General features: G+C 60.9%; 26 protein-coding genes. 22 read left to right on the forward strand and 4 right to left on the reverse strand.

The genetic code is table 11. The features are described from left to right. Positions 1–61 precede the first annotated feature (61 nt). The 11 genes from KUV86_RS00625 (at position 62) to yidD (ending at position 10,023) form a co-directional block, all read left to right on the forward strand. Entirely contained in the window at positions 62–970 is a 909-nt protein-coding gene (locus KUV86_RS00625; protein ID WP_222483262.1) for an alpha/beta hydrolase, read from the forward strand. A gap of 189 nt (positions 971–1,159) precedes the next feature. Further along, on the forward strand, positions 1,160–1,798 hold the full coding sequence (locus KUV86_RS00630) for an SDR family oxidoreductase (RefSeq protein ID WP_222483263.1): 639 nt from the start codon (positions 1,160–1,162) through the stop codon (positions 1,796–1,798). Positions 1,799–1,995: 197 nt separating this feature from the next. Continuing rightward, positions 1,996–2,823: an SDR family NAD(P)-dependent oxidoreductase gene (locus KUV86_RS00635; protein ID WP_222483264.1), complete on the forward strand. Its 828-nt coding sequence runs from the start codon at positions 1,996–1,998 to the stop codon at positions 2,821–2,823. Between the two features lie 27 nt (positions 2,824–2,850). Then, the gene (locus KUV86_RS00640; protein ID WP_222483265.1) at positions 2,851–3,471 is read left to right on the forward strand and encodes a flavodoxin; all 621 of its coding nucleotides are present in this window, start codon (positions 2,851–2,853) and stop codon (positions 3,469–3,471) included. A gap of 22 nt (positions 3,472–3,493) precedes the next feature. Next, positions 3,494–4,639: an NADH-dependent flavin oxidoreductase gene (locus tag KUV86_RS00645; RefSeq protein WP_222483266.1), complete on the forward strand. Its 1,146-nt coding sequence runs from the start codon at positions 3,494–3,496 to the stop codon at positions 4,637–4,639. Positions 4,640–5,086: 447 nt separating this feature from the next. Then, positions 5,087–5,938, forward strand: coding sequence for an ATP-dependent zinc protease (locus tag KUV86_RS00650; protein ID WP_206938746.1), 852 nt, complete (start codon positions 5,087–5,089; stop codon positions 5,936–5,938). 60 nt (positions 5,939–5,998) lie between these two features. After that, positions 5,999–7,513: an inactive transglutaminase family protein gene (locus tag KUV86_RS00655; protein WP_206938748.1), complete on the forward strand. Its 1,515-nt coding sequence runs from the start codon at positions 5,999–6,001 to the stop codon at positions 7,511–7,513. Positions 7,514–7,516: 3 nt separating this feature from the next. Continuing rightward, positions 7,517–8,497, forward strand: a complete 981-nt coding sequence (locus tag KUV86_RS00660) for an alpha-L-glutamate ligase-like protein (protein WP_206938750.1) — start codon at positions 7,517–7,519, stop codon at positions 8,495–8,497. 71 nt (positions 8,498–8,568) lie between these two features. Continuing rightward, entirely contained in the window at positions 8,569–9,066 is a 498-nt protein-coding gene (locus KUV86_RS00665; protein ID WP_206938751.1) for a transcriptional repressor, read from the forward strand. After that, positions 9,063–9,503, forward strand: a complete 441-nt coding sequence (gene hisI, locus KUV86_RS00670) for a phosphoribosyl-AMP cyclohydrolase (RefSeq protein ID WP_222163810.1) — start codon at positions 9,063–9,065, stop codon at positions 9,501–9,503. The genes KUV86_RS00665 and hisI overlap by 4 nt, the downstream gene beginning before the upstream one ends. Before the next feature lie 244 nt (positions 9,504–9,747). Next, entirely contained in the window at positions 9,748–10,023 is a 276-nt protein-coding gene (gene yidD / locus KUV86_RS19880) for a membrane protein insertion efficiency factor YidD (protein ID WP_261397509.1), read from the forward strand. A 144-nt stretch (positions 10,024–10,167) separates the two neighbouring features. Here yidD and KUV86_RS00680 read toward each other — a convergent pair whose 3' ends face one another. After that, on the reverse strand, positions 10,168–10,587 hold the full coding sequence (locus tag KUV86_RS00680) for a SufE family protein (protein ID WP_222483268.1): 420 nt from the start codon (positions 10,585–10,587) through the stop codon (positions 10,168–10,170). Between the two features lie 469 nt (positions 10,588–11,056). Between KUV86_RS00680 and KUV86_RS00685 the strand changes: the two genes are divergently transcribed. Then, positions 11,057–11,485, forward strand: a complete 429-nt coding sequence (locus KUV86_RS00685; protein ID WP_222163808.1) for a hypothetical protein — start codon at positions 11,057–11,059, stop codon at positions 11,483–11,485. Beyond that, positions 11,485–11,643 carry a hypothetical protein gene (locus KUV86_RS00690; RefSeq protein ID WP_206938775.1) on the forward strand — a complete coding sequence of 53 codons (159 nt, stop codon included), beginning with the start codon at positions 11,485–11,487 and terminating at the stop codon, positions 11,641–11,643. Before KUV86_RS00685 ends, KUV86_RS00690 begins: the two co-directional genes overlap by 1 nt. A gap of 89 nt (positions 11,644–11,732) precedes the next feature. Here KUV86_RS00690 and KUV86_RS00695 read toward each other — a convergent pair whose 3' ends face one another. Further along, positions 11,733–12,851 (reverse strand): tyrosine-type recombinase/integrase, encoded by a 1,119-nt coding sequence (locus tag KUV86_RS00695; protein WP_222483269.1) that lies wholly within the window; start codon positions 12,849–12,851, stop codon positions 11,733–11,735. A gap of 327 nt (positions 12,852–13,178) precedes the next feature. On the opposite strand from KUV86_RS00695, the gene KUV86_RS00700 reads away from it, so the two are divergent. Further along, entirely contained in the window at positions 13,179–14,213 is a 1,035-nt protein-coding gene (locus KUV86_RS00700) for a DNA-binding protein (RefSeq protein WP_222238480.1), read from the forward strand. A gap of 122 nt (positions 14,214–14,335) precedes the next feature. On the opposite strand, the gene nfuA is transcribed toward KUV86_RS00700, so the two are convergent. Next, a complete protein-coding gene (gene nfuA, locus KUV86_RS00705) occupies positions 14,336–14,926 on the reverse strand; it encodes a Fe-S biogenesis protein NfuA (RefSeq protein ID WP_206938806.1) in 591 nt (196 codons plus the stop codon). A 342-nt stretch (positions 14,927–15,268) separates the two neighbouring features. Here nfuA and metH point away from each other — a divergent pair, with 342 nt between their 5' ends. The 4 genes from metH to KUV86_RS00725 all read left to right on the forward strand — a co-directional run bounded on the left by metH (position 15,269) and on the right by KUV86_RS00725 (position 22,643). Continuing rightward, on the forward strand, positions 15,269–18,970 hold the full coding sequence (gene metH / locus KUV86_RS00710) for a methionine synthase (protein ID WP_222483270.1): 3,702 nt from the start codon (positions 15,269–15,271) through the stop codon (positions 18,968–18,970). A 23-nt stretch (positions 18,971–18,993) separates the two neighbouring features. Continuing rightward, on the forward strand, positions 18,994–20,322 hold the full coding sequence (locus KUV86_RS00715) for an MATE family efflux transporter (RefSeq protein ID WP_409995795.1): 1,329 nt from the start codon (positions 18,994–18,996) through the stop codon (positions 20,320–20,322). Positions 20,323–20,452: 130 nt separating this feature from the next. Beyond that, entirely contained in the window at positions 20,453–22,108 is a 1,656-nt protein-coding gene (locus tag KUV86_RS00720; RefSeq protein WP_222483272.1) for a nitrite/sulfite reductase, read from the forward strand. After that, a complete protein-coding gene (locus KUV86_RS00725; protein ID WP_222163802.1) occupies positions 22,098–22,643 on the forward strand; it encodes a DUF934 domain-containing protein in 546 nt (181 codons plus the stop codon). Before KUV86_RS00720 ends, KUV86_RS00725 begins: the two co-directional genes overlap by 11 nt. A 259-nt stretch (positions 22,644–22,902) precedes the next feature. Here the strand turns inward: KUV86_RS00725 and smrA are convergent, their stop codons facing one another. Next, the gene (gene smrA, locus KUV86_RS00730) at positions 22,903–23,520 is read right to left on the reverse strand and encodes a DNA endonuclease SmrA (RefSeq protein ID WP_206938818.1); all 618 of its coding nucleotides are present in this window, start codon (positions 23,518–23,520) and stop codon (positions 22,903–22,905) included. 178 nt (positions 23,521–23,698) lie between these two features. Between smrA and KUV86_RS00735 the strand changes: the two genes are divergently transcribed. From KUV86_RS00735 to KUV86_RS00750, 4 genes are all read left to right on the forward strand, one after another. Beyond that, positions 23,699–24,157, forward strand: coding sequence for a gamma-glutamylcyclotransferase family protein (locus tag KUV86_RS00735; protein ID WP_206938820.1), 459 nt, complete (start codon positions 23,699–23,701; stop codon positions 24,155–24,157). Positions 24,158–24,291: 134 nt separating this feature from the next. Continuing rightward, positions 24,292–24,636, forward strand: coding sequence for an arsenate reductase (glutaredoxin) (gene arsC / locus KUV86_RS00740; RefSeq protein WP_206938822.1), 345 nt, complete (start codon positions 24,292–24,294; stop codon positions 24,634–24,636). A gap of 88 nt (positions 24,637–24,724) precedes the next feature. Next, positions 24,725–25,345, forward strand: a complete 621-nt coding sequence (gene wrbA, locus KUV86_RS00745) for an NAD(P)H:quinone oxidoreductase (protein WP_222483273.1) — start codon at positions 24,725–24,727, stop codon at positions 25,343–25,345. Next, positions 25,342–25,734, forward strand: coding sequence for a DUF2069 domain-containing protein (locus KUV86_RS00750; protein WP_206938826.1), 393 nt, complete (start codon positions 25,342–25,344; stop codon positions 25,732–25,734). Before wrbA ends, KUV86_RS00750 begins: the two co-directional genes overlap by 4 nt. Positions 25,735–25,875: the final 141 nt, after the last annotated feature.

Consider the following 25,875-nt stretch of genomic DNA (forward strand, 5'->3'; position numbering starts at 1 on the left):
GCAGGCAACCATGACAGCACGATGGACAACCACTGAGCGCGTGACCTTCAGGAACCCAGACATGGCATGGGACATCGCCACCCTGATCCTGACACCGCCCGGCTTCGACCGAAACAAGAAGTACCCGACAATTATCAGCGTGCACCCCTTCGGCAGCTGCAAGGAGCAGACCTCCGGCGCGGTGTACGGCAAGGCGTTGGCCGAACAGGGCTTTGTTGTCATCGCCTTTGACGCCAGTTACCAGGGTGAGTCCGGCGGCGCACCGCGTTGGATTGAAAGCCCGTCGCAGCGTGTCGCGGATGTCAGCCATGTCATCGACTATGCGGTGACGCTGCCTTACGTCGATGCGGAGCGCATCGGCGGCATCGGCATTTGCGGAGGCGGCGGCTACATCCTCAACGCCACGCTGACAGAAAAGCGGATCAAAGCCGTAGTGGGCATCACGCCGGTCAATATCGGCCGCCTGTTCCGCGAGGGCTTCAGCCAATACAACCCGCTGGGCGTGCTGGATGCCATGGCCGCGCAGCGCACCAAGGAAGCCCTTGGTGGTGAATTGCAAGTCAACGAACTTCTGCCCGCCAGCCCCGAGGCGGCCACCGCAGCAGGGCTGACCGAGATCGACGTGTTCGAGGCCACCGACTATTACAAGACCCCGCGCGGGCAGCAGCCTGGCGGTTGGACTCGGATGCTGTTCAGCCACGCTCAGCAGACGCTGGCCTGGGACGCCTTCAACTTTTCGGAGACCCTGATGAACCAGCCGATGATGGTTGTGATCGGCCAGAAGGCGGGTGCATTCGGTGCCTATTGCGACGGAATGGAGGCATATGGCCGCGCCACCGCCTCGAAAGACCGCCAACTGGTGTCGCTGCAGGGCTGGTCGCATTACGACCTCTACGACCAGGCCGAACCGGTTGCGCTGGCGATGGAGCAGATGCTGCCGTTCCTTAAGCAGCACGTGGCTGGCGAATAAGCGTCTGCGCCGTCTCGCCCCAGCCCCGCCGCGCGAGCCTCATGCGGCGGGGCCCTTCTTCTCCTTCTCCTCCGCGCGCGTGGCTTGCAGGGCTCCAGGCATGGAAACGGCCACGCTTCGCCGACACCTGAGCATGGCTGGGCTTCGAACGTTACCTTCAGCAATTGAACCCGAAACAGGAAACCCATCATGCAAAACGTCCTCATCCTTGGCGCCAACGGCCAGATCTCCAAATGGGTGGTCAAGGCATTGGCCAACGAACAGAACATCAGCCAGACACTGCTGCTGCGCGATCCCAGAAAACTCACGGGCAACGAGCCCGCCAACGCCAAGGTCGTCATCGGCAACGTACTGGACAAGAAGCTGCTGAAAAGCGCCATGGCTGGCCAGGATATTGTCTATGCCAACCTTACCGGCGAAGACCTGGACAGACAGGCCCAGAGTGTCATCGCCGCCATGCAGGCCACAGGCGTAAGACGGCTGGTTTTTGTACTGGCGCTAGGTATTTATGACGAGGTGCCCGGCAAGTTCGGCGAATGGAACAACGCCATCATCGGTGAAGACCTGAAGCCCTTCCGCCGTGCCGCCGATGCTATCGAGTCCTCGGGACTGGATTACACCATTCTGCGTCCCGCCTGGCTGACGGATGAGGACGAGGTGGACTACGAGCTGACCGACAGAGACGAGCCGTTCAAGGGCACCGTGGTGTCACGCAAGAGCGTGGCGGACCTGATCGTAAAGGTCATCGACTCGCCAGCACGTCACGTCGCCGCCAACCTGGGCGTTAACAAGGCTCATACCGACGGCGACAAGCCCTACTTCATGTAATCCCAACGGGCGCCAACCATCATCACCCTTCCCTCCGATGAAGGCTTGTATCGGCGCCATGGTCGAGAGCGTAGGGGAAGGATGAGCACGCCGGGCGATCTGTTGTGCTCTCACGTTTGCCGCCGGCGGCTTTTGCGATGGTCTGCGCCAACGAACACTTCCCATCGGGTTTTTCCATCTAGTAAAGGGGACACATCATGAGCCGTACCTGGTTCGTCACCGGCGCCACCCGCGGCATGGGCGTCGAAATTGTCAAAGCCGCCTTGCAGCAAGGCGATAAGGTTGCTGCTACCGGGCGCACGTTGGATAAACTGCTTGAGGTATTCGCCGACGCCCCACGGGACCGTATCAAACTGCTGGAATTGGATGTCACTAGCGAGGCACAGGCTAAGGCCGCCGTGGATACCACCATGCACCACTTTGGCCGCATAGATGTGCTGGTCAACAACGCAGGGTTTTGCTTGCTGGGCCGCTTCGAGGAAGCCACCGCAGCACAGATTGAAGCGCAGTTTGCCACCAACGTCTTCGGAATGGCTAATGTCCTGCGAGCCGTACTGCCTGTGATGCGGGCACAGCAGAGCGGCCGCATCCTCAACACCTCATCGATTGCAGGCGTCAAGGCGACCGCCAACGCCACGTTTTATTCAGCATCAAAGTTCGCCGTAGAAGGTATGACGCTGGCCCTAGCGGATGAAGTGGCACCGCTGGGTATCCAGGTCACGGCCATCGAGCCGGGATTCTTCCGTACAGAGTTCTTGAACGACCGCTCCGCCATCCATGGCGAAAACCCGATCGCCGACTACAAGCCATACGGCAGTAGTCGTGACTTGGCTGCGGCAGATGGCCAGCAACAAGGCGACCCGGTCAAGTTGGCCCAGGTCGTCATGCAACTGGTGGCCTTGGACAACCCGCCAAGGCAGCTGTTGATCGGCAACGATGCGATGGACTACGTGATGCCCTCTCTTATCGCGCGTATCGAGGAAATGCGCGGGTTCGAGCACCTGACCAATACGACAGACTTCTAAGGCATGATCTTCTTTCAGTGGGGTCTCATGATCTTCTCTATGGTGGGCCTGGCGGTGCTGGGCTTCTTTGTGGGCGTCACCAGCATCGAAAGCCACCAGGCACGGCAGGTGAGCACCATGGTGCCTTACACCGCACCAGTGGAACCCAAGCTGACGAGCACTGCCGTGGTGTATTTCTCACGCTCGGGTAACACAGCGCTGGCCGCACGCCAGGTGGCCAAACGGCTCGATGCCAACATCTACGCTCTTGAAGTGCCGGAATACGAGCTAGGGCTGAGGGGTTTGGGCCATTCAGCCTGGGACGCCAAGGCACGCCGCAACGATCCCGGCAACCTGCCCGAAATAAGCCCGAGCACCATTGACCTCAGGCCATTTTCCACCGTCTGGCTCGGCTCACCCGTGTGGTTCTATAGCCCTGCGCCGCCGATCTGGGCCTTCGTCGAGCACCACCGCTTCGATGGCCAACATGTTGTGTTATTCAACACCTTCAACAGCAACTTCGGTGACGAGCAGATCGCTGCGTTCAGGGCCAAGGTCATGGAGCACGGCGCAGCGTCCTTCGAACACCGCTCTGTACTGCGCGGGCGCATGACGCAACAGCTACCGCCCGAAGAGATGCTCCAGGCCATCGACGATGAGTGGTTTTAAAACATCAAGTGAGTTAACGAGAATGTCTTCTACCGATACCCTGTTCCGTTCCTTTTCCTTCGCCAGAGGCGTGACGCTGCGCAACCGAGTGGTGATGGCACCCATGACCACCTGGTCGTCCAACGACGACGAGACCATCTCCGATCAGGAGCTGGCCTGGTACCGTGCCCGAGCTCAGGGCGTGGGCATGGTGATCACGGGCTGTACCCATGTGCAAAGAAGCGGCATAGGCTTTACTGACGAATTTGCGGCGTATGACGACCGTTTCATCCCCAGTCTGCGCAGGCTTGCAGACGCGGCCAAGAGTGGCGGCGCACACGCCGTTCTACAGATCTTCCACGCGGGCAACAAGGCGGTGCCTCATTTGATCCCGGACGGCGATCTGGTCAGTGCCAGCGCAGGGCGGGCCACGCCTGGGCCCTTCAATTCAGGAGACATCAGTAGCCGTGCACTCGACCATGAAGAAATCCGGGAGGTCATTCGCGCCTTTGGAGAAGCCACACGGCGAGCCATCCACGCCGGCTTCGATGGTATTGAGTTGCATGGCGCGCACGGGTTTCTTATCCAGAACTTCTTTTCGCCGCGGTTCAACCAGCGTAACGACGAATGGGGCGGCTCGCTGGAAAACCGTATGCGGTTTCCATTGGAAGTCGTACGGGAGGTTAAGCGCGTCATATCCTTACATGCACAGCGCCCTTTTTTACTCGGCTACCGATTCTCTCCCGAGGAAGCGGATGAAGGAGCCTTACGCATCACCGATGCCTGTGCACTCATGGATCAGCTAGTAGAAGAACAAGTCGACTATCTGCATGTCTCCCTAAAGAACGTGCTGTCGAGTACACCCCAGGATAGCGTCAGCGGTGGCAGAACCACCGCGGAGATCATTATCGACCGCGTTGCCGACCGAGTGCCGTTGCTCGCTGCCGGAGAGAACTATACGGCACAGCAGGCGCGCGATGCTTTGGCACTGGGTCTGCCCCTGGTGGCTGTGGGCAGAGGGCTGGCCGTCACTCCGGATTGGGTAGAGCTGGCCAAGGCAGGCGAGGAAACCCACATCCGGAAGGCCATGGATATGTCACAAGACCCTGCCAGGAATGCAATCCCCAATAAGTTATGGCACATCATCCGCACCACACCAGGATGGTTTCCTCGGCATGAAGGGGCCTGACAGTGCTGTAGAAGCCAATTGAGTATGAACCCGGCATCACTGAGCCGACAAGACAGCGCGAATATCGCTCAGTGATCCTGGTTCTGAACGAGAGCTGAAACCGACAATTGGCACAATATTTACCATAGAGTGCTGATATAGCGAGCGTTGCTGACGGCTTGGTCGGTAGCTATGTTCACTTCCATGGTGCGAGGACGCCCGTGCTGGGCTGGATATGACGCACGGACTTCGCTCCTGCGACCTTCCCGCGACGCCGCCAGTGCGTCTCGCCTTCACCAACCACGCACCCAGCGGGACTTGAATCCTCCTTTCGCCCATGTGCCAGCATGGACAGCGCAGGCATCGCTCCTTATCATCCCTTCAATTTGGTTCATTCGGATGCGTCATTAGCGGCGCAGGCCGTCAGCCAAACCTTTTTGCCGATGCCGATACAAGGACGCTAGCGTCATGCCTCTTCGACCGACCTGTATGATTCCTCTGGCCGCCGCTGTCATGCTGGGAGGCTGTGCTCTGGCACCGGTCGATACACAACCGCCCCCCGAGCCTCTTACGCCGGCAGAATTTCACGCTGAAATGCAGCGGCTGGAAACCCGCCTGGCAGGCCAGTGCAACATTACCGAGGATGTGCTGAGCGCCCAGCGCGCCCAGGACCTGCGCATGACCGCCGATATCCGTGAAGTCGGCAGTCTGCTCCGCGGCGTCCGCAGCGACCTTGAGGCATTGGATCGAGACACCTCACAGGCCAATGTTCAGGTTGCCCAGTGTGAGGCCTCTACCGAGTCTGGCATCGACAACAAGGAGCTGCTCGGGCGCAGCGAGTGGGTCGGCTTGCCCAACGTCGGCACGTATCTGAAGGCCAGAATCGACTCCGGGGCCAACACCTCGTCGCTGTCCGCCACCGATGTCACCACCTTCGAACGAGATGGTGATGAGTGGGTTCGTTTCAAGCTGGGGCTGAACGACAAGGACTCTGTGGTCGAATCGGTGCGAGACAAGTGGATCGAAGCACCGGTCAAGCGCAATGTCACCATCGTTCAGGCCAATGGTGAGGAAAGTCGTCCGGTGGTCAGCCTGCTGATGACCCTTGGTCCCATTCGTGAACAAGTTGAGTTCACCCTCAATGACCGTACCCACCTGAGCTACCCGGTGCTGCTTGGGCGGCGATTCCTGCTCGACATTGCCGTTATTGATGTGGCTCGCCACTACCTGCACGACCGCCCCGAATTCCCAGGAGGGGAATCCGCCAGCGAAGCCGCTGATGAAGAAGCGGCCGATCGTGATGATCAGGAACAGCCCTGACCGAACGCTGTGTGCCAGCCCTCAGCTGGCTGGCCTTTCGCTCCCGTTTAAGGAAGACCCATGTCCAGATTGCCCTTTTATCTGATCGTCGCCCTGCTGATGGTGGTCGGCATCGCTACAAGCATCCATCGCCACGTGGAATTCGAGGTGCCATGGACCCCGGGTGAACAGCGCCAGGTCTGGGAAATCGAGGCTCAGGTCACCTTTGATGGCGATGGCAAGCCGGCCAAGGTGGACATGGCTCTGCCCTCCTCCCAACCGGGTTTCCGGGTGCTGACTGAACACACCGCGTCCCCGGGCTACGGGCTTGCCTTCCTGCAGCAGGATGGCGCGCGCCGTGCGGAATGGTCCACCCGTGAAGCCAGCGGTGATCAGCGTCTCTATTACACGGCCCAGGTCCTGGTGACCGAAGGCGGACGCAAGGCATCAGAGCCGCCTCCGCCTCCGCCCGTCAGCGATGTGGCGTGGCAACGGCCCTACGATACTGCCGCCCAGCAGGTCATCGACCGTGCCTGGGACCGCTCCTCGGATGCCTTCACCTTCGCCCGGGAACTGCTGAGCGAATTTGCGGACAACCGTCAGGGCGAGAACGCCCGTCTGCTGCTGACTCAGTTTGATCGTGTCCCCCTCGCCGTCCGCTTGCTCAACCAGGCGGGAGTTGCCGCGCGTGAAGTCAACGGCCTGATGCTCGAGAGCGGACGCCGCCGCCAGAGTCTGACTTCCTGGATCGAAGTCTACGACGGTGACCAGCGCGCCCTGTTCAACCCTGCCACCGGTGAACAGGGCAAACCCGACAACCTGCTGATGTGGGAAAGCGCCGGCAACGCGGTTCTGGAAGTGGAAGGCGGCAGCGACTCGCGGATTTCCTTCTCCATGCTGGTCCGCAATCAGCCCGCTGCGGCAGCGGTCAGAAGCCAGCTGGCGGAAGACAGTGACACCCTGCTCAACTTCTCGATCCACAGTCTGCCGTTGGAAGAACAGGCGCTGTTCCAGACCATCCTGCTGATTCCCATCGGCGCTCTGGTGGTGGTGCTGCTGCGGGTACTGGTGGGTATCAAGACCTCGGGCACCTTCATGCCCGTGCTGATTGCCCTGGCCTTCATCCAGACATCCCTGCTGACCGGCCTGATTGGCTTCCTGCTGGTGGTAGCGGTAGGCCTGGTGATTCGTAGCTACCTGTCGCACCTGAATCTATTGCTGGTGGCGAGGGTGACGGCGGTGATCATAACGGTCATCGCCATCATCTCCATCTTCACGGTCTTGTCCTATCGATTCGGGCTTAATGCCGGCCTCACGATCACCTTCTTCCCGATGATCATTCTGTCCTGGACCATCGAAAGAATGTCCATCCTGTGGGAGGAAGAAGGCCCCAAGCAGGTACTGATTCAGGGTGGTGGCAGTCTGCTGACAGCGGTGCTGGCTTACCTGGCCATGAACAATCCCTGGATTCGCCATATCACCTTCAACTTCCTCGGGCTGCAGCTGATCCTGATGGCCTTCATCCTGCTGCTGGGCAACTACACCGGCTATCGCCTGCTCGAACTCCGGCGCTTCAAGCCGGTGACGGAGGACTGATTCATGCGTGATTGGACCAGCCCAGGCAAGCTGAGGGCCAAGGGGATTATCGGTATGAACCGGCGCAACATCCGGTACATCGGCCGATACAATAGCCGCAAGCTTTACCCCCTGGTGGACGACAAGCTCAAGACCAAACTGCTCGCTCAGGAGTATGGCATCACCACCCCCGAGTTGATCGGCACGGTGTCAACCCAGTTCGGCGTCAAGCGGATTGGCGACATGCTGGCGGGCCATAATGGCTTCGTCATCAAGCCGGCCAAGGGCAGCGGCGGCAAGGGCATCCTGGTGATCGAACGTGTCGAAGGCCGGCATTTCATCAAGCCAAGCGGCGCCGAGCTCGATATCGAGGACATCGAGAGGCACGTCTCGAACATCCTCTCCGGTCTTTACTCCCTCGGCGGAGCACCCGATGTGGCGCTGGTCGAGGCGCTGATCAACTTCGACACTTCCTTCGCGGCTTACACCTATGAAGGCGTGCCGGATATCCGCGTCATCGTGTTTCAGGGATATCCCGTCATGGCGATGATGCGCCTGTCCACTGCTGCTTCCGATGGTAAGGCTAACCTCCACCAGGGGGCAGTGGGCGTCGGCATCGATATCGCCAGCGGACGAGCTGTTCGCGGCGTCCAGTTTGACCGCGCGCGCACGGACCATCCCGACACTGGGCATGAGTTGGCCAGCTTGCAAATTACCGGCTGGACCACCTTGCTGGAACTGGCCTCCGGCTGCTTTGAAATGACCGGTCTTGGCTACTTGGGTACCGATATGGTGCTCGACCGAGATCGCGGCCCGATGCTGCTTGAGCTCAACGCGAGGCCAGGCCTGGCCATCCAGATGGCCAACGGTGAGGGGTTGCGTCGTCGCCTGGACCTGATCGAGGCACAGACAACGTCGCGCAATGCAGCCGAACGGGTCGCCTTCGCCCAGCACCATTTTGCTCGCCAAGGAGAGCTGCAGGACAGCCCCGCCGAAGCCATCTGACCCGCCTGCTTGCTGGCTCGCACCTGAGCCAGCAGGTAGACTGACATCTGGATTTGCACTTTTAGGCCCCCATGACCGATACCGCCCTGCTGCAACAGGCTGAAGAACACTGCGCCCGACGTGGTGTACGCTTCACGCCGATTCGTCGCCGCGTGCTCGAGCTTATTGCCGACGCCTGCGGTGGACTGAAGGCTTATGATCTTCTGGACCGGCTGGCCAAGGACCATGCGGCCGCGCGGCCGCCGACGGTCTATCGTGCTCTGGAGTTTCTGATCGAACAGGGACTGGTCCACCGCATCGAGTCCTCCAATGCCTATGTGGCATGCCCGTGTCCTGAGCATGCTCATCGCTTTCAACTGCTGATCTGCCGTCAGTGCGGGCTCGTGGAAGAACTGCATCTGGACGATATCAATGAGGAGTTGTCCGCACGGGCTCGATCCTTGGGCTTCAAGGTACAGCGTCAGACCATCGAGCTTCACGGCCTGTGCCAGCAGTGCCAATCCCGCGGCGACGATAGCTCAGCCCACAACGGAACCTCTACCCATTCCACCGACAACGGAGCCCCATGAGCGATTTCATGAAACGCCTCGAGAGCGAACCCAAGGACAGCTGCCACTCCCTCGAAGAGGTGCTGAACCACGTTCGTTTCAATGGGGATGGGCTGCTGCCTGCCATTGCCCAGCAGCACGATAGTGGCGAGGTGCTGATGATGGCGTGGATGAACCGCGAAGCCCTGCAGGAAACCCTGAGCACCGGGCGCGTGTGCTATTACTCACGCTCACGCAGCAAACTGTGGCGCAAGGGGGAGACCTCCGGGCAGCAGCAGCATTTGAGAAGCGCTGCGCTGGACTGTGATGGCGACACCCTGCTGCTTCAGGTCGATCAGACCGGACCTGCCTGTCACACCGGACGTCGTAGCTGCTTCTACGTGGGACTGGAGGACCAGCAGGCGCGCATCACCAGCGCCCCGCTGATGGACCCCAATGAGCTCTACAACAAGAAGTGATGCACGCCGTGGCAGTCAAGCAAGCACTGCCCAGGTGAGCGATGGTAACCGGGTCGACCCTCACACGGGCGAGACGGGCACTCCGGCACAGCATGGTGCCTGCCCTGCTCCGCCGCCGCCCCTTCTAGAGCATCATGCGGGCTGTCGCTGTGGCGAGGATCATGCAGACGCCTCCCCCTCAGCTCCTGTGCAGCAGACACCTGAACAGCCAGTACTTTCCCGTCAACAGGGGGTCAAGCGCTGGCTGTCACTGCCACTGCTCGGTGTCATCCGTGTCTATCAGACGGTGATCAGCCCGGTGCTGGGGCCACGCTGTCGCTACTGGCCGAGCTGCTCTCACTACAGCCACGAAGCCATCGTCGTGCATGGCCCACTGCGGGGTGGCTGGTTGGCAGTGAAACGCATACTTCGCTGTCATCCCGGTGCCGAGGGTGGCATCGATCCCGTGCCAGGCGGGCCCAGCGAACAGCTGTGTCGCGATGATCCTGAGCTGGACGATCATTTTCAGCCTCGCCCTTAGCGGAACCTATAGGGAGACACTGCACAAATGCCTGCGCAGACGAGTCGCGGCGCTCGGCGGGCCTACGCAACACTCCGTTGACTCTGCCAAGCCCCGCGGAGCGGCAGCTTTCGTGTATCTCTTGCGCTCGACCTTGCCGGACCGTTACGCCGCCTCTTGCTCGGCGACGCGATAAATCCTCTGCAGCATCGCATTGAGTCCATTACTACGGGTCGGCGACAGGTGCTTGTCGAGCCCCAGATCCTTGAGAAAATGAGGACTGGTGGCGAGGATGTCGGATGGCGTGCGCTCATTGTAAATCCGCAGCAGCACCGCAATCAGCCCAGATACGATAGCCGCATCCGAAACGGCAGCGAAGTGCAGCAGGTCGCCCTGACGCTCGTGGCGCATCCACACATTTGACTGACAGCCCTGGATCTTTAGCTCATCCCGCTTGTTTTCTTCGGCAAAGGGCGGCAGCGCCTTGCCCATGTCGATGATGTACTGATAGCGATCCATCCAGTTGTCGAACAACTCGAATTCTTCCAGCAGCTCCTGCTGGGCCTGTTCCGCGGTAGTGGTCATGGAAACTCCCTGAAATTGCTCGCGCCAGTATACCTTCACCACGCCCCCGGCGTCGTCCCTCCCGCGGCCACCCTTCTGCTGCGAACATGAAGACCTACTGCGAACATGAAGACCTACCGCGGACATGAAGACGACAGCGAGCGTGCTAGACTGTAGCCGCTTTACCCCCAGCGATGAATGCATGGTATCGCTATCTGCGATAAGCCAGGCTCGGAAACGCTCGACCATGTTCCCTTGTCGGTAACATCGGGTACCTCGACACGTCTTGGTGACTCGCTGTGATGCGTCGACGTGATGTCTCGGTCGTGATACATCGGGCATGACAACCCGGTTACAACGGCCAGGTATTCGCCACCCGTTCTGGCAAGTAGGTGTTAGCGTCCCGGTTTCAGGGGCTGGGCTTTTCAGAACTGGGCATTTTAAAACAGGGCATTTGAGAACTGGGCTTTAGCGCCGCCACGGAGTCTATATGGCAGAACACCCTCCCGAAGGACCGGGAAAACGACAGCCCCGCGACCGTCGGCTTGCCGCTCTCGAGAAGCAACTTGACCGCTACCTGGAAGACGCTCGCTCGCGCCATGCCTTGGCTGGCAAGGAAACGCCTGCGCACGAACGTGGGCTGACATCGCAGCAACTGGAAGACATCATCGCGCACCTGGCCGCCCAGCGACGGGCCAAGCGTGCGGCAATCCTGACCAATTTGCTTGACCTGGCGGACCGAGCCGGCACCACCGTGGGTGCCTTGTCCTTGATCGCCCTGTTCTTTGCCGACAAGGACAGTCATGCCACCCTGGTCGTGGCCAACACCGCAAAGCCGCTATGGGGAGCCTGTATTGGCTTCGGGCTCGCACTCGTGGCATCCTATGCAAAGGCCCTGCTGACCTGGAGGGATAAGTAATGACCTTTCACATCGCCATGCTGATCATGCTGGCCGCCACCCTGGCACTTGCCGTGGCAGCCTACCAGTTAGATCGCGGCTACAAGTCAGACGTCAAGGCACTGACCGAGCACGCCGATCGCTATCTCGCGCGTAAGCGCGGCCATTTCAGGCCCTGAAACCGTTCTGTCAGGTTGTTCCTGAAACCAGTCCTCGTAGAACCCAGCCCCTGAAATCCCAGCCAGACGCCTGGCCATGCTGGCCCTGGCTAACGCGTCAATCGGTGCAGGGACTGCTGACGGTGCCACTCTTCATCTTCCGAGTGAAGGTAGATCGCCGTTGTATCCAGGCGTGAATGGCGCGCAGTCTCAGCCAGGTAGCGCAGCTCCACCCCGGCCTGGGCCTGATGGGTCAGCCCGGTATGCCTCAGCCAGTGTGGCGTAGCCTCGCGCAGTTGGGCAACGTAGCGCGCCTCACCACCCTCCTCTTCCAGCGCCTCTGCTGCCTCGCGAAAGGTCTGGCGAATCATCCGATAGAGCTGGTTGTCGCCCAGCGGTGTCTGACCATCGAGCCGACGCAAGATCGGACCTTGCGCTGCGCCCAAGGCATCTGACACTCCATAGAGCGAGCGGGCTTCCTCCAACAGCTCCTGCATGTCTGGTGGCACCGGAATCTGGGCAAACTTCTGCCCCTTGCCGACGACCTGCCACCACCACCGCCCCTCTCTCGAAACGATGTCATCAAAGCGTGCGGCGCTCATTTCGCTGATGCGCGGGGCCAATAGATAGCCAAAACCCAGTATCAGCCTGCGCCTGAACCAAAGGTAGCGCATGCGCTGCGTCGCCAGTAAAGGCAACGGGCGACTCGCCCAGGACCATAGCCAGTCCCATAACGCACGCTCCAGATAGCGTTCGATCCTGCGCTGGCCATTATTGAGCCTCCGCCGCTTGTCGCGCATCAATCGAAACGGATTGCGCGACAGCCAACCGGCCTCAACCAGCCAGGCCATCATGCCCTGCAGGATCACCAGGCTCTGGCGCCGACTCGACGGTGACAGAGGCCCGCGAAAGGGCCTCCAGCGTGGGTCTTGGCGCGGTCTGGTCGGCCCAACCCAGTGCTCCGCAGGCATCGGGTTGGCCAGGAATCGTTCGAACTCGTCGATGTCGGCACGACGCAAACCCGCGAGGACCTGCTGGCGCTCGGCCAGCCACAGCAGCAGCCGCTCAGCCTCCCGTCGGTAGGCCCTGAGGGTTTGCGGGCTTGCCGCGTACTCCTGCAACCAGCAGGTGACAGCCTCCCAGTCGTCATTGGCCTCGATCAGCGCGCCTGGGCGATCCGCCTCCCGCGCGGCCAGCCACTGAGAAGACTCCGCGCGCAAGGCAGCCATGCCACCTCCGCCAGATCTGTCGTTATCTGCCATTGATAAAGCCCGTCACCACCATGGATTGAACACCTTCCCTGCCCCTTCCATGCTGCCCCTACAGCATCATTTATTCAAGATAAGGCGCGTAATCTTGATTTTTTATGCGTTATCATAAATATTATTACGTTTACTTATGTAGTGTAATTACACTAAGATCGTCACATGCACAGCGCTGAGGCGATGGGCCGCGGTCGCCGCCGTGGCCAATGGACACACTGGATCGTAGTCAGCACCCCCGCATTCAGGCATGATCTGCCGCTGGCGCTAACATGCCCGCTCAAGGAGACCCCGATGGCCCGCACAGGGATTACCTACGACGACGTACAGCGAGCGGTGGACACTCTGCTGAAGCAGCAGGAAGCCCCTAGCGTTCAGAAGATCCGCGAAGTGCTTGGGACTGGCAGCTTCACCACCATCAGCGAGCATCTGCGCGAATGGCGGTCTCGGCGTGAGGAGCGGCGTGATGTGCCACCGCCTCAGGGGATGCCGGCAGAACTCGTGTCACTGGCAGAAGAGTTGTGGACCAAGGCACAGGAAGCGGCAGCCGAGAACCTCGCCCATTACCGCCAGGAAGCTGACCGTAACGTCGAGGCGGCACTGGAGAAGGTCGCTACCGCCCACCGTCGCGCGGAAGACGCGGAGCAGCGCGAGAGCGCCCTTGCTGCCCACCTTTCCTCGGTGGAAGCGCGCCTGCAGGAGGCTGCCAGTGAGGCGGCTCACCTGACATCGGCAAAGCAGGGACTGGAGGAGCTGCTGACCAAGGAGCGCGAGCGCCGTAGCCAGCAACAGGATCAACTCGAGCGCCTGCAACAGGACAAGGAGCAGGAAGCAAGGGAATTCCAGCGTGCACTGGAGGAGCAGCAGCAACAGCAGCGCGAGAAGCTCGCCCAGGAAGAGCAGCGTCACGAAGCGGCAGAGGCACGCCTGATGGCGATGCTGGACGAAGCCCGTCGCGAGCGACAGGCGCTGGAGAAATCCCATGCCCAGCGCTTGAAGCAGGCTGAGCAGCGCCACGACACGCTACAGCAGCAGCTACACGCCCTGCGCGGAGAGCTTGCGGAGGAGGAAAAGCGGCATCGAGAAACGCAGCTGGAGCGATCTCGTTCGGAAGAGGCGCTACGCGCACGCGGACATGAAGTGGATTTGCTCAACGAACGCATCGAGGAGCAGCGTCGCCTGATAGCGAGCCACACAGAGCGACTGAAGGGACTGGAAGAAAAGCTCGACGAGAAGATCTGGGCGCTGGCTCGGCAGCAGCGGGAGCAAGATGCCGCCTCACCAAATGATGAATCCAAGCTCAAGCGAGACCCAGGCCGCGACAGCTGACGTGCCCTGCGCTCCATAAAAAAAGCGCCGCTCCAGAGAGCGGCGCTTTATGCATTCGTCATACAGATGGGTGACGCCGATGCCTCACCAGCCATCGCGGCCGACGATCAACTGAGCATGACTTACCGATAATAGGCGTTGGTGGTATCGGTGTGATCGGTGACGTCACGGATACCGGCAAGCTCGGGAATCCGCTCCATCAAGGTCTTTTCGACCCCTTCCTTTAGCGTCAGGTCGACCGCGGCACAGCCCTGGCAGCCGCCACCGAAGGCCAGTACGGCCACCTGATCGTCGGTCAGCTGGATCAGCTTGATCTCGCCACCATGGGCGGCCAGGCCCGGGTTGATTTCGCTGTACAGGATGTAATTGATACGATCCTCGAGCGGGCTGTCGGCATTGACCTTCGGCATCTTGGCGTTGGGCGCCTTGATCGTCAGCTGCCCACCCATGCGATCCGCATTGAAGTCGACAACGGCCTCCTCCAGGAACGGAATGCTGTTGGCGTCCAGGTAGACGGCGATCTTGTCGAGCTCAAGCCGCTCGTCACTGGGCTCTTCCTCGCCCGGACGACAGTAGGCCAGACACGTTTCTGCGTAGGGGGTACCCGGCTGGGTGATAAAAATCCGCACCGCAATACCGTCGACGTTCTGCTTCTCGAGCAGTTCGGCCAGGTAATCCTGTGCGCTGTCGGTGATCTGGATGTTCTCGCTCATGGCTCTCTCACTGGTTCGCCCCGCCTTGACTCAAGGCTCGTGGCCACTGCGGGTTGGATGACTGCATGGTAAGCCCAAGCTGGCCCAGACTCAATCCCGAGTAAAACACTCAAGAATGTCTCGCAACGGTGAACGGATCCGGCATCGCGACAACAGCGCCATTGCCCCTGCCGCCACGGCCAGCGCTTTGGTAAGATGTGCGCCTTTCGAACGGATCCCCCGGCGACTTGCCATGTCTGCGCCAATCACATGGGGGCCGAGCCACGCCAACGCAAGCGGTGGCATATAAAAAATTCTGCGTCAGTCGACCTGACTAGCGTCCAGCTGGAGACCCACCTTCCCATGGCCGTAGCCGCACCAACCGCTCAGACCGCCCGCCTCGTCGACAGCCTTTCCCAGCGCATCCTCATGCTGGATGGTGGCATGGGAACCATGCTGCAGAATGCAGCGCTGAGCGAAGAAGAGTTTCGTGGAGAGCGTTTCAAGGACTGGCCCTCGGATGTCAAGGGTAATAATGATCTACTGGTCCTGACCTGCCCGGACCTGGTATCGCGGATTCACCGCGACTACCTGCTGGCCGGCGCCGATATTCTCGAGACGAATACCTTCAATGCGACCCGCCTGTCGCAGTCCGACTATGGCATGGAAGCCCTGGTGCCCGAGCTCAACCGCGAAGCGGCTCGCCTGGCCCGCCAGGTCTGTGATGAGGTCGAGGCGGACACTGGGGTAGCTCGCTATGTCGCCGGTGTACTGGGCCCGACGTCGCGGACGGCGTCCCTGTCTCCCGACGTGAATGACCCCGCCAAGCGAAACGTGACCTTCGATGCTCTGCGCGACAACTACCGCGAGGCGGCTCTGGCATTGATCGACGGTGGTGCCGATCTGATCATGATCGAAACGATCTTCGATACCCTGAACGCCAAGGCCGCGATCTACGCGCTGGAGGAGATCTTCGACGAGACCGGCCAGCGCCTGCCGGTAATGATCTCGGGCACCATCACCGACGCGTCAGGCCGCACCTTGTCAGGGCAGACGACCGAGGCATTCTGGAACTCCGTGCGCCACGCCCAGCCGCTGACCGTTGGCCTCAATTGCGCCCTGGGCGCTGAAGAGCTGCGGCCGTACATCGAGGAGCTGTCCACCAAGGCCGACACCTTCGTATCGGCTCACCCCAACGCTGGCCTGCCCAATGAATTTGGCGAATACGACCAGACGCCTGAGGAGATGGCCGCCATCGTGGCCGAGTTCGCACGCAGCGGCCTGGTGAATATCATCGGCGGCTGCTGTGGCTCCACACCGGAACACATTGCGGCGATCCACCGTGCTATCAAAGACCTGACGCCGCGTCAGATTCCACAGCGCAGCCGCGCCTGCCGCCTGTCAGGCCTCGAGCCGTTCAACATCGAACATGACTCGCTGTTTGTGAACGTCGGTGAGCGCACCAACGTCACCGGCTCGGCGCGCTTCAAGCGCCTGATCAAGGAAGAGGATTACACCACTGCGCTCGAGGTGGCACTTGAGCAGGTCGAGAACGGCGCCCAGGTGATCGATATCAACATGGACGAGGGCATGCTCGAGTCCAAGGATGCCATGGTGCGCTTCCTCAACCTGATCGCCGGGGAGCCGGACATTGCTCGCGTGCCGATCATGGTCGACTCCTCCAAGTGGGACATCATCGAAGCGGGCCTGAAGTGCATTCAAGGCAAGGCAGTGGTCAACTCGATCTCGCTCAAGGAAGGCGAAGACGCTTTCCGCCACCAGGCCACCGAGTGTCGCCGGCATGGCGCCGCGGTCGTCGTCATGGCGTTCGATGAAACCGGCCAGGCGGACACCTTCGCGCGCAAGACGGAGATCTGTCAGCGAGCCTACAACGTGCTCGTCCATGACATCGGCTTTCCTGCTGAAGACATCATCTTCGACCCCAACATTTTTGCCATTGCCACCGGCATCGAGGAGCACAACAACTACGCCGTCGATTTCATCGAGGCCACCCGCTGGATTCGTGAACATCTGCCCCATGCCATGGTCTCCGGCGGCGTATCCAATGTGTCCTTCTCGTTTCGCGGTAACAATCCCGTGCGCGAGGCAATCCACTCGGTCTTTCTGTACCACGCCATTCGCGCGGGCCTGACCATGGGGATCGTCAACGCGGGGCAGCTGGCGGTGTATGACGACCTGCCCGAAGCCCTGCGTGAAGCGGTCGAGGACGTTGTCCTCAACCGCCGTGACGACAGCACTGAACGCCTCCTCGATATTGCCGATCAGTACCGCGGCGATGGCTCCAGCGGCGACAAGAAGGAGGATCTGGAGTGGCGCAGCTGGGAAGTGGAAAAACGCATTGAACACGCGTTGGTGAAAGGCATCACTGCCTTCATTGAAGAGGACACGGAGCTGGCCCGCCAGAGAGCCAGCCGCCCTATCGAGGTCATCGAAGGGCCGTTGATGGACGGCATGAATGTGGTGGGCGACCTGTTTGGCGCGGGCAAGATGTTTCTGCCCCAGGTGGTCAAGTCGGCGCGAGTGATGAAACAGGCCGTCGCCTATCTGATCCCCTATATCGAAGCGGAGAAGAGCGAGGACACCCAGGCCAAGGGCAAGATCGTCATGGCCACGGTGAAGGGCGACGTCCACGACATCGGCAAGAACATCGTCGGTGTGGTGCTTCAGTGCAACAACTATGAGGTCATCGACCTTGGCGTCATGGTGCCTGCCGACAAGATCCTGAAGACGGCCCGAGAGGAGAACGCCGATATCATTGGCTTGTCCGGACTGATCACGCCGTCCCTGGACGAGATGGTGCACGTGGCCAAGGAAATGCAGCGACAGGGCTTTTCGCTGCCGCTGCTGATCGGGGGCGCGACAACGTCAAAGGCCCACACCGCGGTCAAGATCGAGCCCCAGTATGATGAGCCGGTCATCTACGTGACCGATGCCTCGCGCGCCGTGGGTGTTGCAGGCCGCCTGCTTTCCCCGGGCCTTAAGGAAAGTTACGTCAAGGAAGTGCGTGAGGAGTATGAAAAGGTACGCGAGCGCAACGCCAAGCGCCGCCCCAAGGCAGCGGACCTTTCCTACCGTGACGCCTGCGCCCGCAAGCCCGTGCTGGACTGGCAGGGATACCCCCCCCCGGCACCGACCTTCACCGGCCTCAAGGTCTTCGACGACTATGATCTTGACGAGCTGGTCGCACGGATTGACTGGACGCCTTTCTTCATGAGCTGGGAGCTGGTCGGCAAGTTCCCGAAGATCCTGGACGATGAGATCGTCGGCGAGGCTGCACGCCAGCTGTTCGACGAGGCTCAAGTCATGCTGCGCAAGTTGATCGACGAGGGGCGCATCAAGGCCCGCGGCGTGATTGGCCTGTGGCCGGCCAATACAGTGGATGATGATGTCATCGAGGTCTACGCCGATGACAGCCGCAGCGAGGTGATCGAACGACTGCATCACATTCGCCAACAGACCACCAAGAACCGCGAGGGGGTCTGCTATAGCCTGGCAGACTTTGTCGCCCCCAAGGACAGCGGCACGCCTGACTGGATCGGTGGCTTCGCCGTCACCGCGGGGCATGGCGTCGAGGCCCTGTCCAACGAGTACAAGGCCCGCGGTGATGACTACAACGCCATCATGGTTCAGGCCCTGGCCGACCGCCTTGCGGAGGCCTTCGCCGAACTGATGCATGAGCGGGTGCGCAAGGAGTTCTGGGCCTACGTACCGGAAGAGCAGCTGGACAACGAAGCGCTGATTGCCGAGAAATACCAGGGTATTCGACCGGCCCCTGGCTACCCTGCCTGCCCGGACCATACCGAGAAAGCCACCCTGTTCCGCTTGCTTGATGCCCCCGCCAACAGTGGACTCGAGCTGACCGAAAGCTTCGCCATGTGGCCCGCCGCAGCGGTATCCGGCTGGTACTTCTCGCACCCGCAGTCAAAGTACTTCTCTACCGGCAAGATCACCCGGGACCAGGTAGAGACACTGGCGACCCGTAAGGGCATGGCGCTGGACGAGATGGAGCGCTGGCTCTCGCCCGTGCTGTCCTACGACACCTGATGCGCGTGGCGTCACCCTGCAAGCTGCTGCCAGAGCTCAGCCGCTGGAACATGATCCTGCGGCTGGCGCTCCCCATCATGGCGGGCATGCTTAGCCAGAGCCTGATGAATCTGGTGGACGCCGCTCTGATAGGGCGGCTGGGCGAGACGGAACTGGCCGCCGCAGGGGTGGGAGGGTATGCCATGTTCATGGTCACGGCCTGCCTGTTTGGGCTGTCCTCCGGAGTCCAGGCCCAGGTTGCCAGGCGTCACGGAGAGGCGGATGTCAGCGCTGGAGCACGCGATCCTCGTGCCGAACCCCTGGTATCTGGACTGGCGCTGGCCGCCCTGCTTGGTCTGCCTCTCATGCTGCTGTGTCTATGGCAGGCCCCAACCCTCATCGGTTGGCTGAATGATGATGGCGCCGTCTCTGCTCTCGCCGTGAGCTACTTTCGCTGGCGGGTGATAGCGTTGCTGCCGGTGGCCATGATCTTCTGCTATCGAGGCTACTGGAACGGTATCCAGCAGACCGGGCTGTACCTGCGCATCATGCTGATCATGCAGGCGGTCAACCTGGTGGCAAGCGTCGGACTCATCTTTGGCTATTGGGGACTACCGGCCATGGGCGTGAGTGGCGCTGGCCTGGGCAGCAGCCTGTCGCTGTTCGTCGGTCTCGGCATCTGGGCCTGGCTCAGCCGCCGCGCGGGAACGCCCCGTCGCCCCTGCCCCAGGACACTGGCAACGACGCTTCGCCTCGCCACCCCACACTCCTTTCAGCAGCTTTGGTTTGCGGCCGGCTACGCCGTGCTGTTCTGGATTCTTGGCCAGATCGATACCGCCAGCGTCGCGGTCGGCCATGTTCTGGTCAACCTGTCGCTACTGTTGATTCTGCCGGGTGTTGGCCTGGGCATGGCGGCGATGAGTCTAGTGGGGGAAGCGCTGGGCAATGCCTCGCCGGAAAAGGCCCATCGCTGGGGCTGGGACACGGTCAGGGTGGCCTGGCTACTGCTCGCCCTTCTGGCCCTCCCCATGTTGACGATTCCCCACGCCGTCCTAGGCCTGTTCCTGCATGAGCCCGACCTGATCACGCTCGGGGTTGCCCCGTTGCGGTTGACCGCCATGATGATCGTGATTGACGCCGTCGCCCTGGTGTTCACCCAGGCATTGCTGGGTGCCGGCGCCAATCGCACGGTCATGCAGCTGACCCTGGCGTGCCAATGGCTGGTGTTCTTGCCGCTGGCCTGGTGGTTTGGCGTCCATGAAGGTGCCGGCCTATTGGCGGTATGGTGGTGCCAGCTCGGCTATCGCGCCCTCAATTCACTATGCTTTGCCATCATTTGGCAACGTCGCCGATGGCAACAACTGGCGGTATGAGGGTATGCTGACAAGCCTCTTATTACTATTTTCACCCAAACTATAAATATTTATTCTTTTATCGCATAATGGCGTGCAGGTAGAGTAACCCGCAACGTCCCGTCATTCCCTGGCTGCAGGAAAGCGCAGAATGTATCGCTACGACAATCATGACCAGACCCTGGTCGACGAACGCGTCGCACAGTTCCGTGACCAGATGCGTCGCTATCTCGAAGGCAAGATCAGCGAGGAAGAATTCCTCCCGATTCGGGTGCAGAACGGTCTGTACGTGCAGCGTTACGCGCCCATGCTGCGCATCGCGATTCCCTACGGCATGCTGGCCTCTTACCAGCTGCGCAAGCTCGGTGAGCTGGCTGCTCGCTATGATCGTGGCTATGGGCATTTCACGACGCGTACCAACCTTCAGCTCAACTGGCCGAAGCTGGAAGACGTGCCTGACATGCTGGCGGAACTCGCCAGTGTGCAGATGCACGCCATCCAGACCAGCGGCAACGACATCCGCAACACCACCACCGACCAGTTCTCCGGCATCGCCGGGGACGAAGAAGTGGATCCGCGGCCTTGGTGCGAGCTGATTCGTCAGTGGTCGACCTTCCACCCGGAATTCTACTACCTGCCGCGTAAGTTCAAGATCGCGGTGACCGGCGCTGCCCAGGACCGTGCTGCCATTCAGGTGCACGACATCGGCCTCAAGCTGTGGCGCAACGACGCCGGGGACGTGCGCATCAAGGTCCTTGTCGGTGGCGGCCTGGGGCGTACCCCGATGATTGGCGAGACGCTCTGCGAAGACCTGCCTTGGCAGCATCTGTTGACGTACCTGGAAGCGGTACTGCGGGTGTATAACCAGTTCGGTCGCCGGGACAATAAGTTCAAGGCGCGCATCAAGATTCTGACCAAGGCCCTGGGCGTCGACGAAATGCGCCGTCGGGTCGAGGAAGAATGGGCGCACCTGAAGGACGGCGTGCAGACCCTCAATCAGCAGGCAGTGGACGACATGGCCGCTCATTTTGTCGATCCGCCCCGCCGTGACGTGGACGCATCGGCCATCGAGGCCTTCGAAGCGTTGCGCCGGGACAACCGCGCCTTTGCCCGTTTCGTGACCAACAATGTGACCGATCACAAGGTGCCTGGTTACAAGGCCGTCACGCTGTCTCTCAAGCGCAGCGGACAGTCGCCTGGTGACGTCACCTCAGAGCAGATGGCACAGATCGCCGATCTGGCTGACGATTACAGCTTCGGCGAACTGCGTGTGACCCACGAGCAGAACCTGGTGCTGTCCGACGTGGCCGTGGACCAGATTGAGGAGCTGTGGCACAAGCTGGAAGCGCTTGGCTTGGCCAACCCCACCGTGGGCACCCTGGCCGATCTGATCTGCTGCCCTGGCGGTGACTACTGCGCCCTGGCCAACGCCAAGTCAATTCCGGTGGCTCAAGCCATCCAGGAACGCTTTGAAAGCCTCGACTTCCTGTATGACCTCGGCCCGCTGGACCTCAATATATCCGGCTGCATGAACGCCTGCGGTCACCATCACGTTGGCCATATCGGTATTCTTGGCGTCGACAAGAAAGGCGAAGAGTACTACCAGATCTCGCTCGGTGGCAGCCAGGGCAACGAAGCGTCATTGGGCAAGATCCTTGGCCCCTCGTTCTTCCGTGAAGACGTGCCGGACGTCATCGACAAGGTGCTCAAGGTGTATGTTGGCGAGCGTCAGCCCGACGAAACCTTTATCGACACCTATCGCCGTATCGGCCTGAAACCCTTCAAGGAGTTTGTCTATGCAGCCTGAAGCCACCCTCCAGGACACGCCCCAGCGTCCGCTCATCAAGGAGCGTCGACTGGCTGAGGACACCTGGGTTCGCCTGGAAGACGAAGCCTCTGCCGACCAGCCCAGCAGCATCGTGCGCCTGGACATCTGGCTCGCCGCTGAGCGTCGCGACGACCTGGCCCCCTGGTTGCCAAGCGATACAGTACTGGATGACGATACCGTGGCCGAGCTGCGCAAGGCGCCACTGATCGCCATCGACTTTCCCAAGTTCACCGATGGTCGCGGCTACACCCTCGCGCGCGTGCTGCGGGAACGGTACGGTATCAGCGGGGAAATTCGCGCTGTCGGCGATGTACTCATCGACCAGCTGTCCTATATGGCTCGCTGTGGCTTCGATGCCTTCTCCCTGCGCGAAGATCAGATCGTCGAGGATGCGCTGAATGCCTTGACCATCTTTTCCCGCCATTACCAGGTGTCTATCGACAACCCGGAACCGATGTTCCTTCGCCGCCAGCGTGAAGCGCGTGAGCGCCAGCGTGACACCGCCGTCGCCTGATACGTCAAACGACGCAGGAGCATTGAACCGCTGATGTGCCAGCACTGATCTGCTGTCACCTATGATTCAAGACAACAGCGCCGCCCGATGGGGCGGCGCTGTTGTTTGGTGAAGCTTATTGACGTAGAAGTTGCTTGTCACCGTCAGGATTGGCAGCAAGTCCCCGCCGGGAGGTACTGGACACTAGGGGCTAAGAACTAAGGACTAAGGACTAAGGACTAAGGACTAAGGACTAAGGACGAGACACTAAGCACCAGAACTAGCCCCGACGTTTTTGCTGGCGTTCCCGGTTGGCCGATCGCGCACGCTCGCTCTTGCGTAGCATCACCCAGGTAGCGCCCAATCCCCCATCCCCCTCTTGCGCAGAAACAAAGGCGTGAACCTCCTCCAGCGTAGGTAGCCACTTGGCGAGACAGGATCGCAGCACATTGGCCGCGCCATCGATCTCTCGGCTGCGCCCGTGAACGATGAGTACGGAGCGAAGATCAGCAGCGTAAGCATCGCGGATAAACTGCGGCAGGCTGGCACGGCACTCGTACAACGGTCTGCGCAATAGATGCAGGCTGGCCTGTACCGGGTAGCCCCCCTGGCGCAAGCGCTCCATCACGCCAATCTGAATGCCATCTCGCCGAAACTCAAGCGGATCATAGGGAGGCACCAGATCAACGAAGTCGTCACTCAAACCGTCCGCGCCGTCGTTGCCACTCAGGGCATGGCGCCGCCTGGCAATCTGTGACTCGGTGGGTGCTGCTGGCCGATGACCTGCATCGGCACGATTCTGGCTGCGGCGCAGTGGCTGGACATCCCCCATCATGGTCTTGAAGTCGATATCGTCATGGCCATGGTCAGTTCCGCTGGCATGGAAGGAATCGGTCATGGGGCACCTCCTCGTCATCGGGTCTTTATCCTAGCAAGCCGAAGACGATCATCGATAGACTGTCGTGCAAACGCCCTGCCATCGTCGGCGCCAGGCGTCTTCTTCCCGTGCAGAACGTTGTGCACGGCTTCCTGGCCACGCTACAGTGCCAACGCTCATCCCTTTGCGGTCACTGCTTATGTCGTTGCTGTCACGCTGGATCCCTCGTCTGTGCCTTGCTCTGGTCATGGCCGGCATCCTCGGCCTTGGCTGGCTGTGGTACACCTACAAGAGCCCACTTGGCTACACGCCACCAGCGCAAGCGACAACCGTCAGTTCGGCTCGTTCAGAGCTCGACTTGGCGGATGAACATCGGGTCTTTGTTTACGGCACCCTACGCTGGCCGTGGGTGCGATGGCTGATTACCGGTGACGACCTTGAGACAAGTCCTGCACTATTGCGTGGGTTTGAGCGGGTTGGCCTGGACCTTGAGCCCGCGCCACAGGCCTACGTGCCTGGTCAGCTGTTACAGGTCGACGGCGACGAATTACGCGCCCTCGATCGCTACGAGCGGCTGGGCCAGCGCTACGAGCGGGTCAGGGTGGCGCTGGCCAATGGTACGCCGGCCTGGGTCTACTTGCGCCTGGATCCACACTGACACGCAAGTTCGTCGAGACGATGCGCTCACCCATCTCATCGCCCAGGTCCTTCGGTGCGGGATACGCACAGCGTTGTGGGGCCCGGTGCCGGGGCATTACAATGTGAGCCCTTTCTCCTGCCGTCGGAGCTGTCATGGCCACTCTCGTCCTGCTGCATAACCCGCGCTGTTCCAAGTCGCGTGAAGCCCTTGCCCTGCTCGAGGAGGCCGGGATAGAGGCGCAGGTCCGGCGTTATCTGGACGATCCCCTGAACGGCCAGGAGCTGCGCGAGCTGATCGCGCGTCTGGATGGCTCTCCTAGGGACCTGGTCCGCACCAACGAGACCGAGTGGAAAACGCTGGGCGCCGATCGTGACGACCCGGAACAGGTTATTGCGGCGATTCAGGCTCATCCGCGTATCCTCCAACGGCCGATTCTCGATGACGGACAGCGTGCCGTGATCGGACGACCACCCGAAGACATCAAACGCCTGTTCTAGCACTGCGCGGCCATTGATCTCCGCCTTTTTCATGGGGTGAACGCCCTGCTCTCAACGCCGTTTACTGGTCAACTCAATAGGAAACCGCATGTCGGATTTGCCCTACGTACTGGTCCTCTACTATTCACGCCAGGGCGCAACGCGCGCTCTGGCAGAGCGGATTGCCGCCGGCGTGGAGTCGGTCGCGGGAGTGGACGCCAGGATCCGCACGGTTCCTCCGGTGTCGCCCACCTGTGAGGCGGTAGATCCTGAGATTCCCGAGGAAGGTGCTATCTACGCCGAACTCGATGATCTGCGCCATGCCAGCGGCCTTGCTATCGGCAGTCCTACGCGGTTTGGCAACATGGCTGCGCCGCTCAAGCACTTTCTCGACAGCACCAGCGAGCTATGGCTGTCCGGTGCACTGATCGACAAGCCGGCCACCGCCTTCACCTCCACCTCCAGCCTCCACGGTGGGCAAGAAACCACGCTGATGACCATGCTCGTGCCGCTGCTGCACCATGGCATGGTTTACGCAGGCCTGCCCTACAGTGAGACGGCTCTCACCCGCACTCAAGGCGGCGGCACTCCCTACGGTGTCAGCCACCTCGCTGGGGTCCGCAGCGATCGTCCGCTGGATGAACACGAGCGCGAACTCGCCTTTGCCCAAGGCGAACGAATCGCCAGGTTGACGCTGGCGCTCTCGGCTGTCCGTAAGGCGGCATCATGAGGGCCTGGCTCGAGGAACTGGAACGGCGCAAGGGCCTGGATCAGCTCACCACGAGAGCACGCCAGGTAGTGCTGGTAGGGTTTATCGCACTGCTGGCCATGATGATCTATCGAGGGTTCTCGGTAGAGGCCGACGGCAATCGATTCGGGCCGATGATCGCCTTCGTCCTGCCGTTGATCCTCTTTCTGCCTTCCATCCTTACGCGGCGACCGCGTGGACACGCCTGGCTTGCCTTTGTCAGCCTGCTGTACTTTGCTCAAGGAGTCATGGTCGCAAGCCTGCCAGGGCTGGGTGGTCGCGGCATCCTGGAGGCTGTGGTGGCGCTGGTATTGTTTGCCGGCTGTACCGCCTACGCCCGCTTTCGTTCGCGCCAGCTACGCCAAGCTTGAACCAGTTGGCGTCTCCCCATGCGTCTTGGTTGGCCGTTGGCGTGGTGCAACCCGACGGCCTGGGTGTGCGTTGCCTAAACGATGACTTGGCAAGGCGACAGCGACTTTCGTGGATGCGATGATTCTGGTAGCGGCCAGCCG

Source organism: Halomonas sp. DP8Y7-3 (assembly GCF_019801675.1).
GTDB lineage: Bacteria > Pseudomonadota > Gammaproteobacteria > Pseudomonadales > Halomonadaceae > Halomonas > Halomonas litopenaei_A.

Coding starts and splice junctions, on each gene's coding strand:
- KUV86_RS00625 (WP_222483262.1), top strand. CDS start 62: ATGGCATGGGACATCGCCACCCTGATCCTGACACCGCCCGGCTTCGAC.
- KUV86_RS00630 (WP_222483263.1), top strand. CDS start 1,160: ATGCAAAACGTCCTCATCCTTGGCGCCAACGGCCAGATCTCCAAATGG.
- KUV86_RS00635 (WP_222483264.1), top strand. CDS start 1,996: ATGAGCCGTACCTGGTTCGTCACCGGCGCCACCCGCGGCATGGGCGTC.
- KUV86_RS00640 (WP_222483265.1), top strand. CDS start 2,851: ATGATCTTCTCTATGGTGGGCCTGGCGGTGCTGGGCTTCTTTGTGGGC.
- KUV86_RS00645 (WP_222483266.1), top strand. CDS start 3,494: ATGTCTTCTACCGATACCCTGTTCCGTTCCTTTTCCTTCGCCAGAGGC.
- KUV86_RS00650 (WP_206938746.1), top strand. CDS start 5,087: ATGCCTCTTCGACCGACCTGTATGATTCCTCTGGCCGCCGCTGTCATG.
- KUV86_RS00655 (WP_206938748.1), top strand. CDS start 5,999: ATGTCCAGATTGCCCTTTTATCTGATCGTCGCCCTGCTGATGGTGGTC.
- KUV86_RS00660 (WP_206938750.1), top strand. CDS start 7,517: ATGCGTGATTGGACCAGCCCAGGCAAGCTGAGGGCCAAGGGGATTATC.
- KUV86_RS00665 (WP_206938751.1), top strand. CDS start 8,569: ATGACCGATACCGCCCTGCTGCAACAGGCTGAAGAACACTGCGCCCGA.
- hisI (WP_222163810.1), top strand. CDS start 9,063: ATGAGCGATTTCATGAAACGCCTCGAGAGCGAACCCAAGGACAGCTGC.
- KUV86_RS00680 (WP_222483268.1), bottom strand. CDS start 10,587: ATGACCACTACCGCGGAACAGGCCCAGCAGGAGCTGCTGGAAGAATTC.
- KUV86_RS00685 (WP_222163808.1), top strand. CDS start 11,057: ATGGCAGAACACCCTCCCGAAGGACCGGGAAAACGACAGCCCCGCGAC.
- KUV86_RS00690 (WP_206938775.1), top strand. CDS start 11,485: ATGACCTTTCACATCGCCATGCTGATCATGCTGGCCGCCACCCTGGCA.
- KUV86_RS00695 (WP_222483269.1), bottom strand. CDS start 12,851: ATGGCTGCCTTGCGCGCGGAGTCTTCTCAGTGGCTGGCCGCGCGGGAG.
- KUV86_RS00700 (WP_222238480.1), top strand. CDS start 13,179: ATGGCCCGCACAGGGATTACCTACGACGACGTACAGCGAGCGGTGGAC.
- nfuA (WP_206938806.1), bottom strand. CDS start 14,926: ATGAGCGAGAACATCCAGATCACCGACAGCGCACAGGATTACCTGGCC.
- metH (WP_222483270.1), top strand. CDS start 15,269: ATGGCCGTAGCCGCACCAACCGCTCAGACCGCCCGCCTCGTCGACAGC.
- KUV86_RS00720 (WP_222483272.1), top strand. CDS start 20,453: ATGTATCGCTACGACAATCATGACCAGACCCTGGTCGACGAACGCGTC.
- KUV86_RS00725 (WP_222163802.1), top strand. CDS start 22,098: ATGCAGCCTGAAGCCACCCTCCAGGACACGCCCCAGCGTCCGCTCATC.
- smrA (WP_206938818.1), bottom strand. CDS start 23,520: ATGACCGATTCCTTCCATGCCAGCGGAACTGACCATGGCCATGACGAT.
- KUV86_RS00735 (WP_206938820.1), top strand. CDS start 23,699: ATGTCGTTGCTGTCACGCTGGATCCCTCGTCTGTGCCTTGCTCTGGTC.
- arsC (WP_206938822.1), top strand. CDS start 24,292: ATGGCCACTCTCGTCCTGCTGCATAACCCGCGCTGTTCCAAGTCGCGT.
- wrbA (WP_222483273.1), top strand. CDS start 24,725: ATGTCGGATTTGCCCTACGTACTGGTCCTCTACTATTCACGCCAGGGC.
- KUV86_RS00750 (WP_206938826.1), top strand. CDS start 25,342: ATGAGGGCCTGGCTCGAGGAACTGGAACGGCGCAAGGGCCTGGATCAG.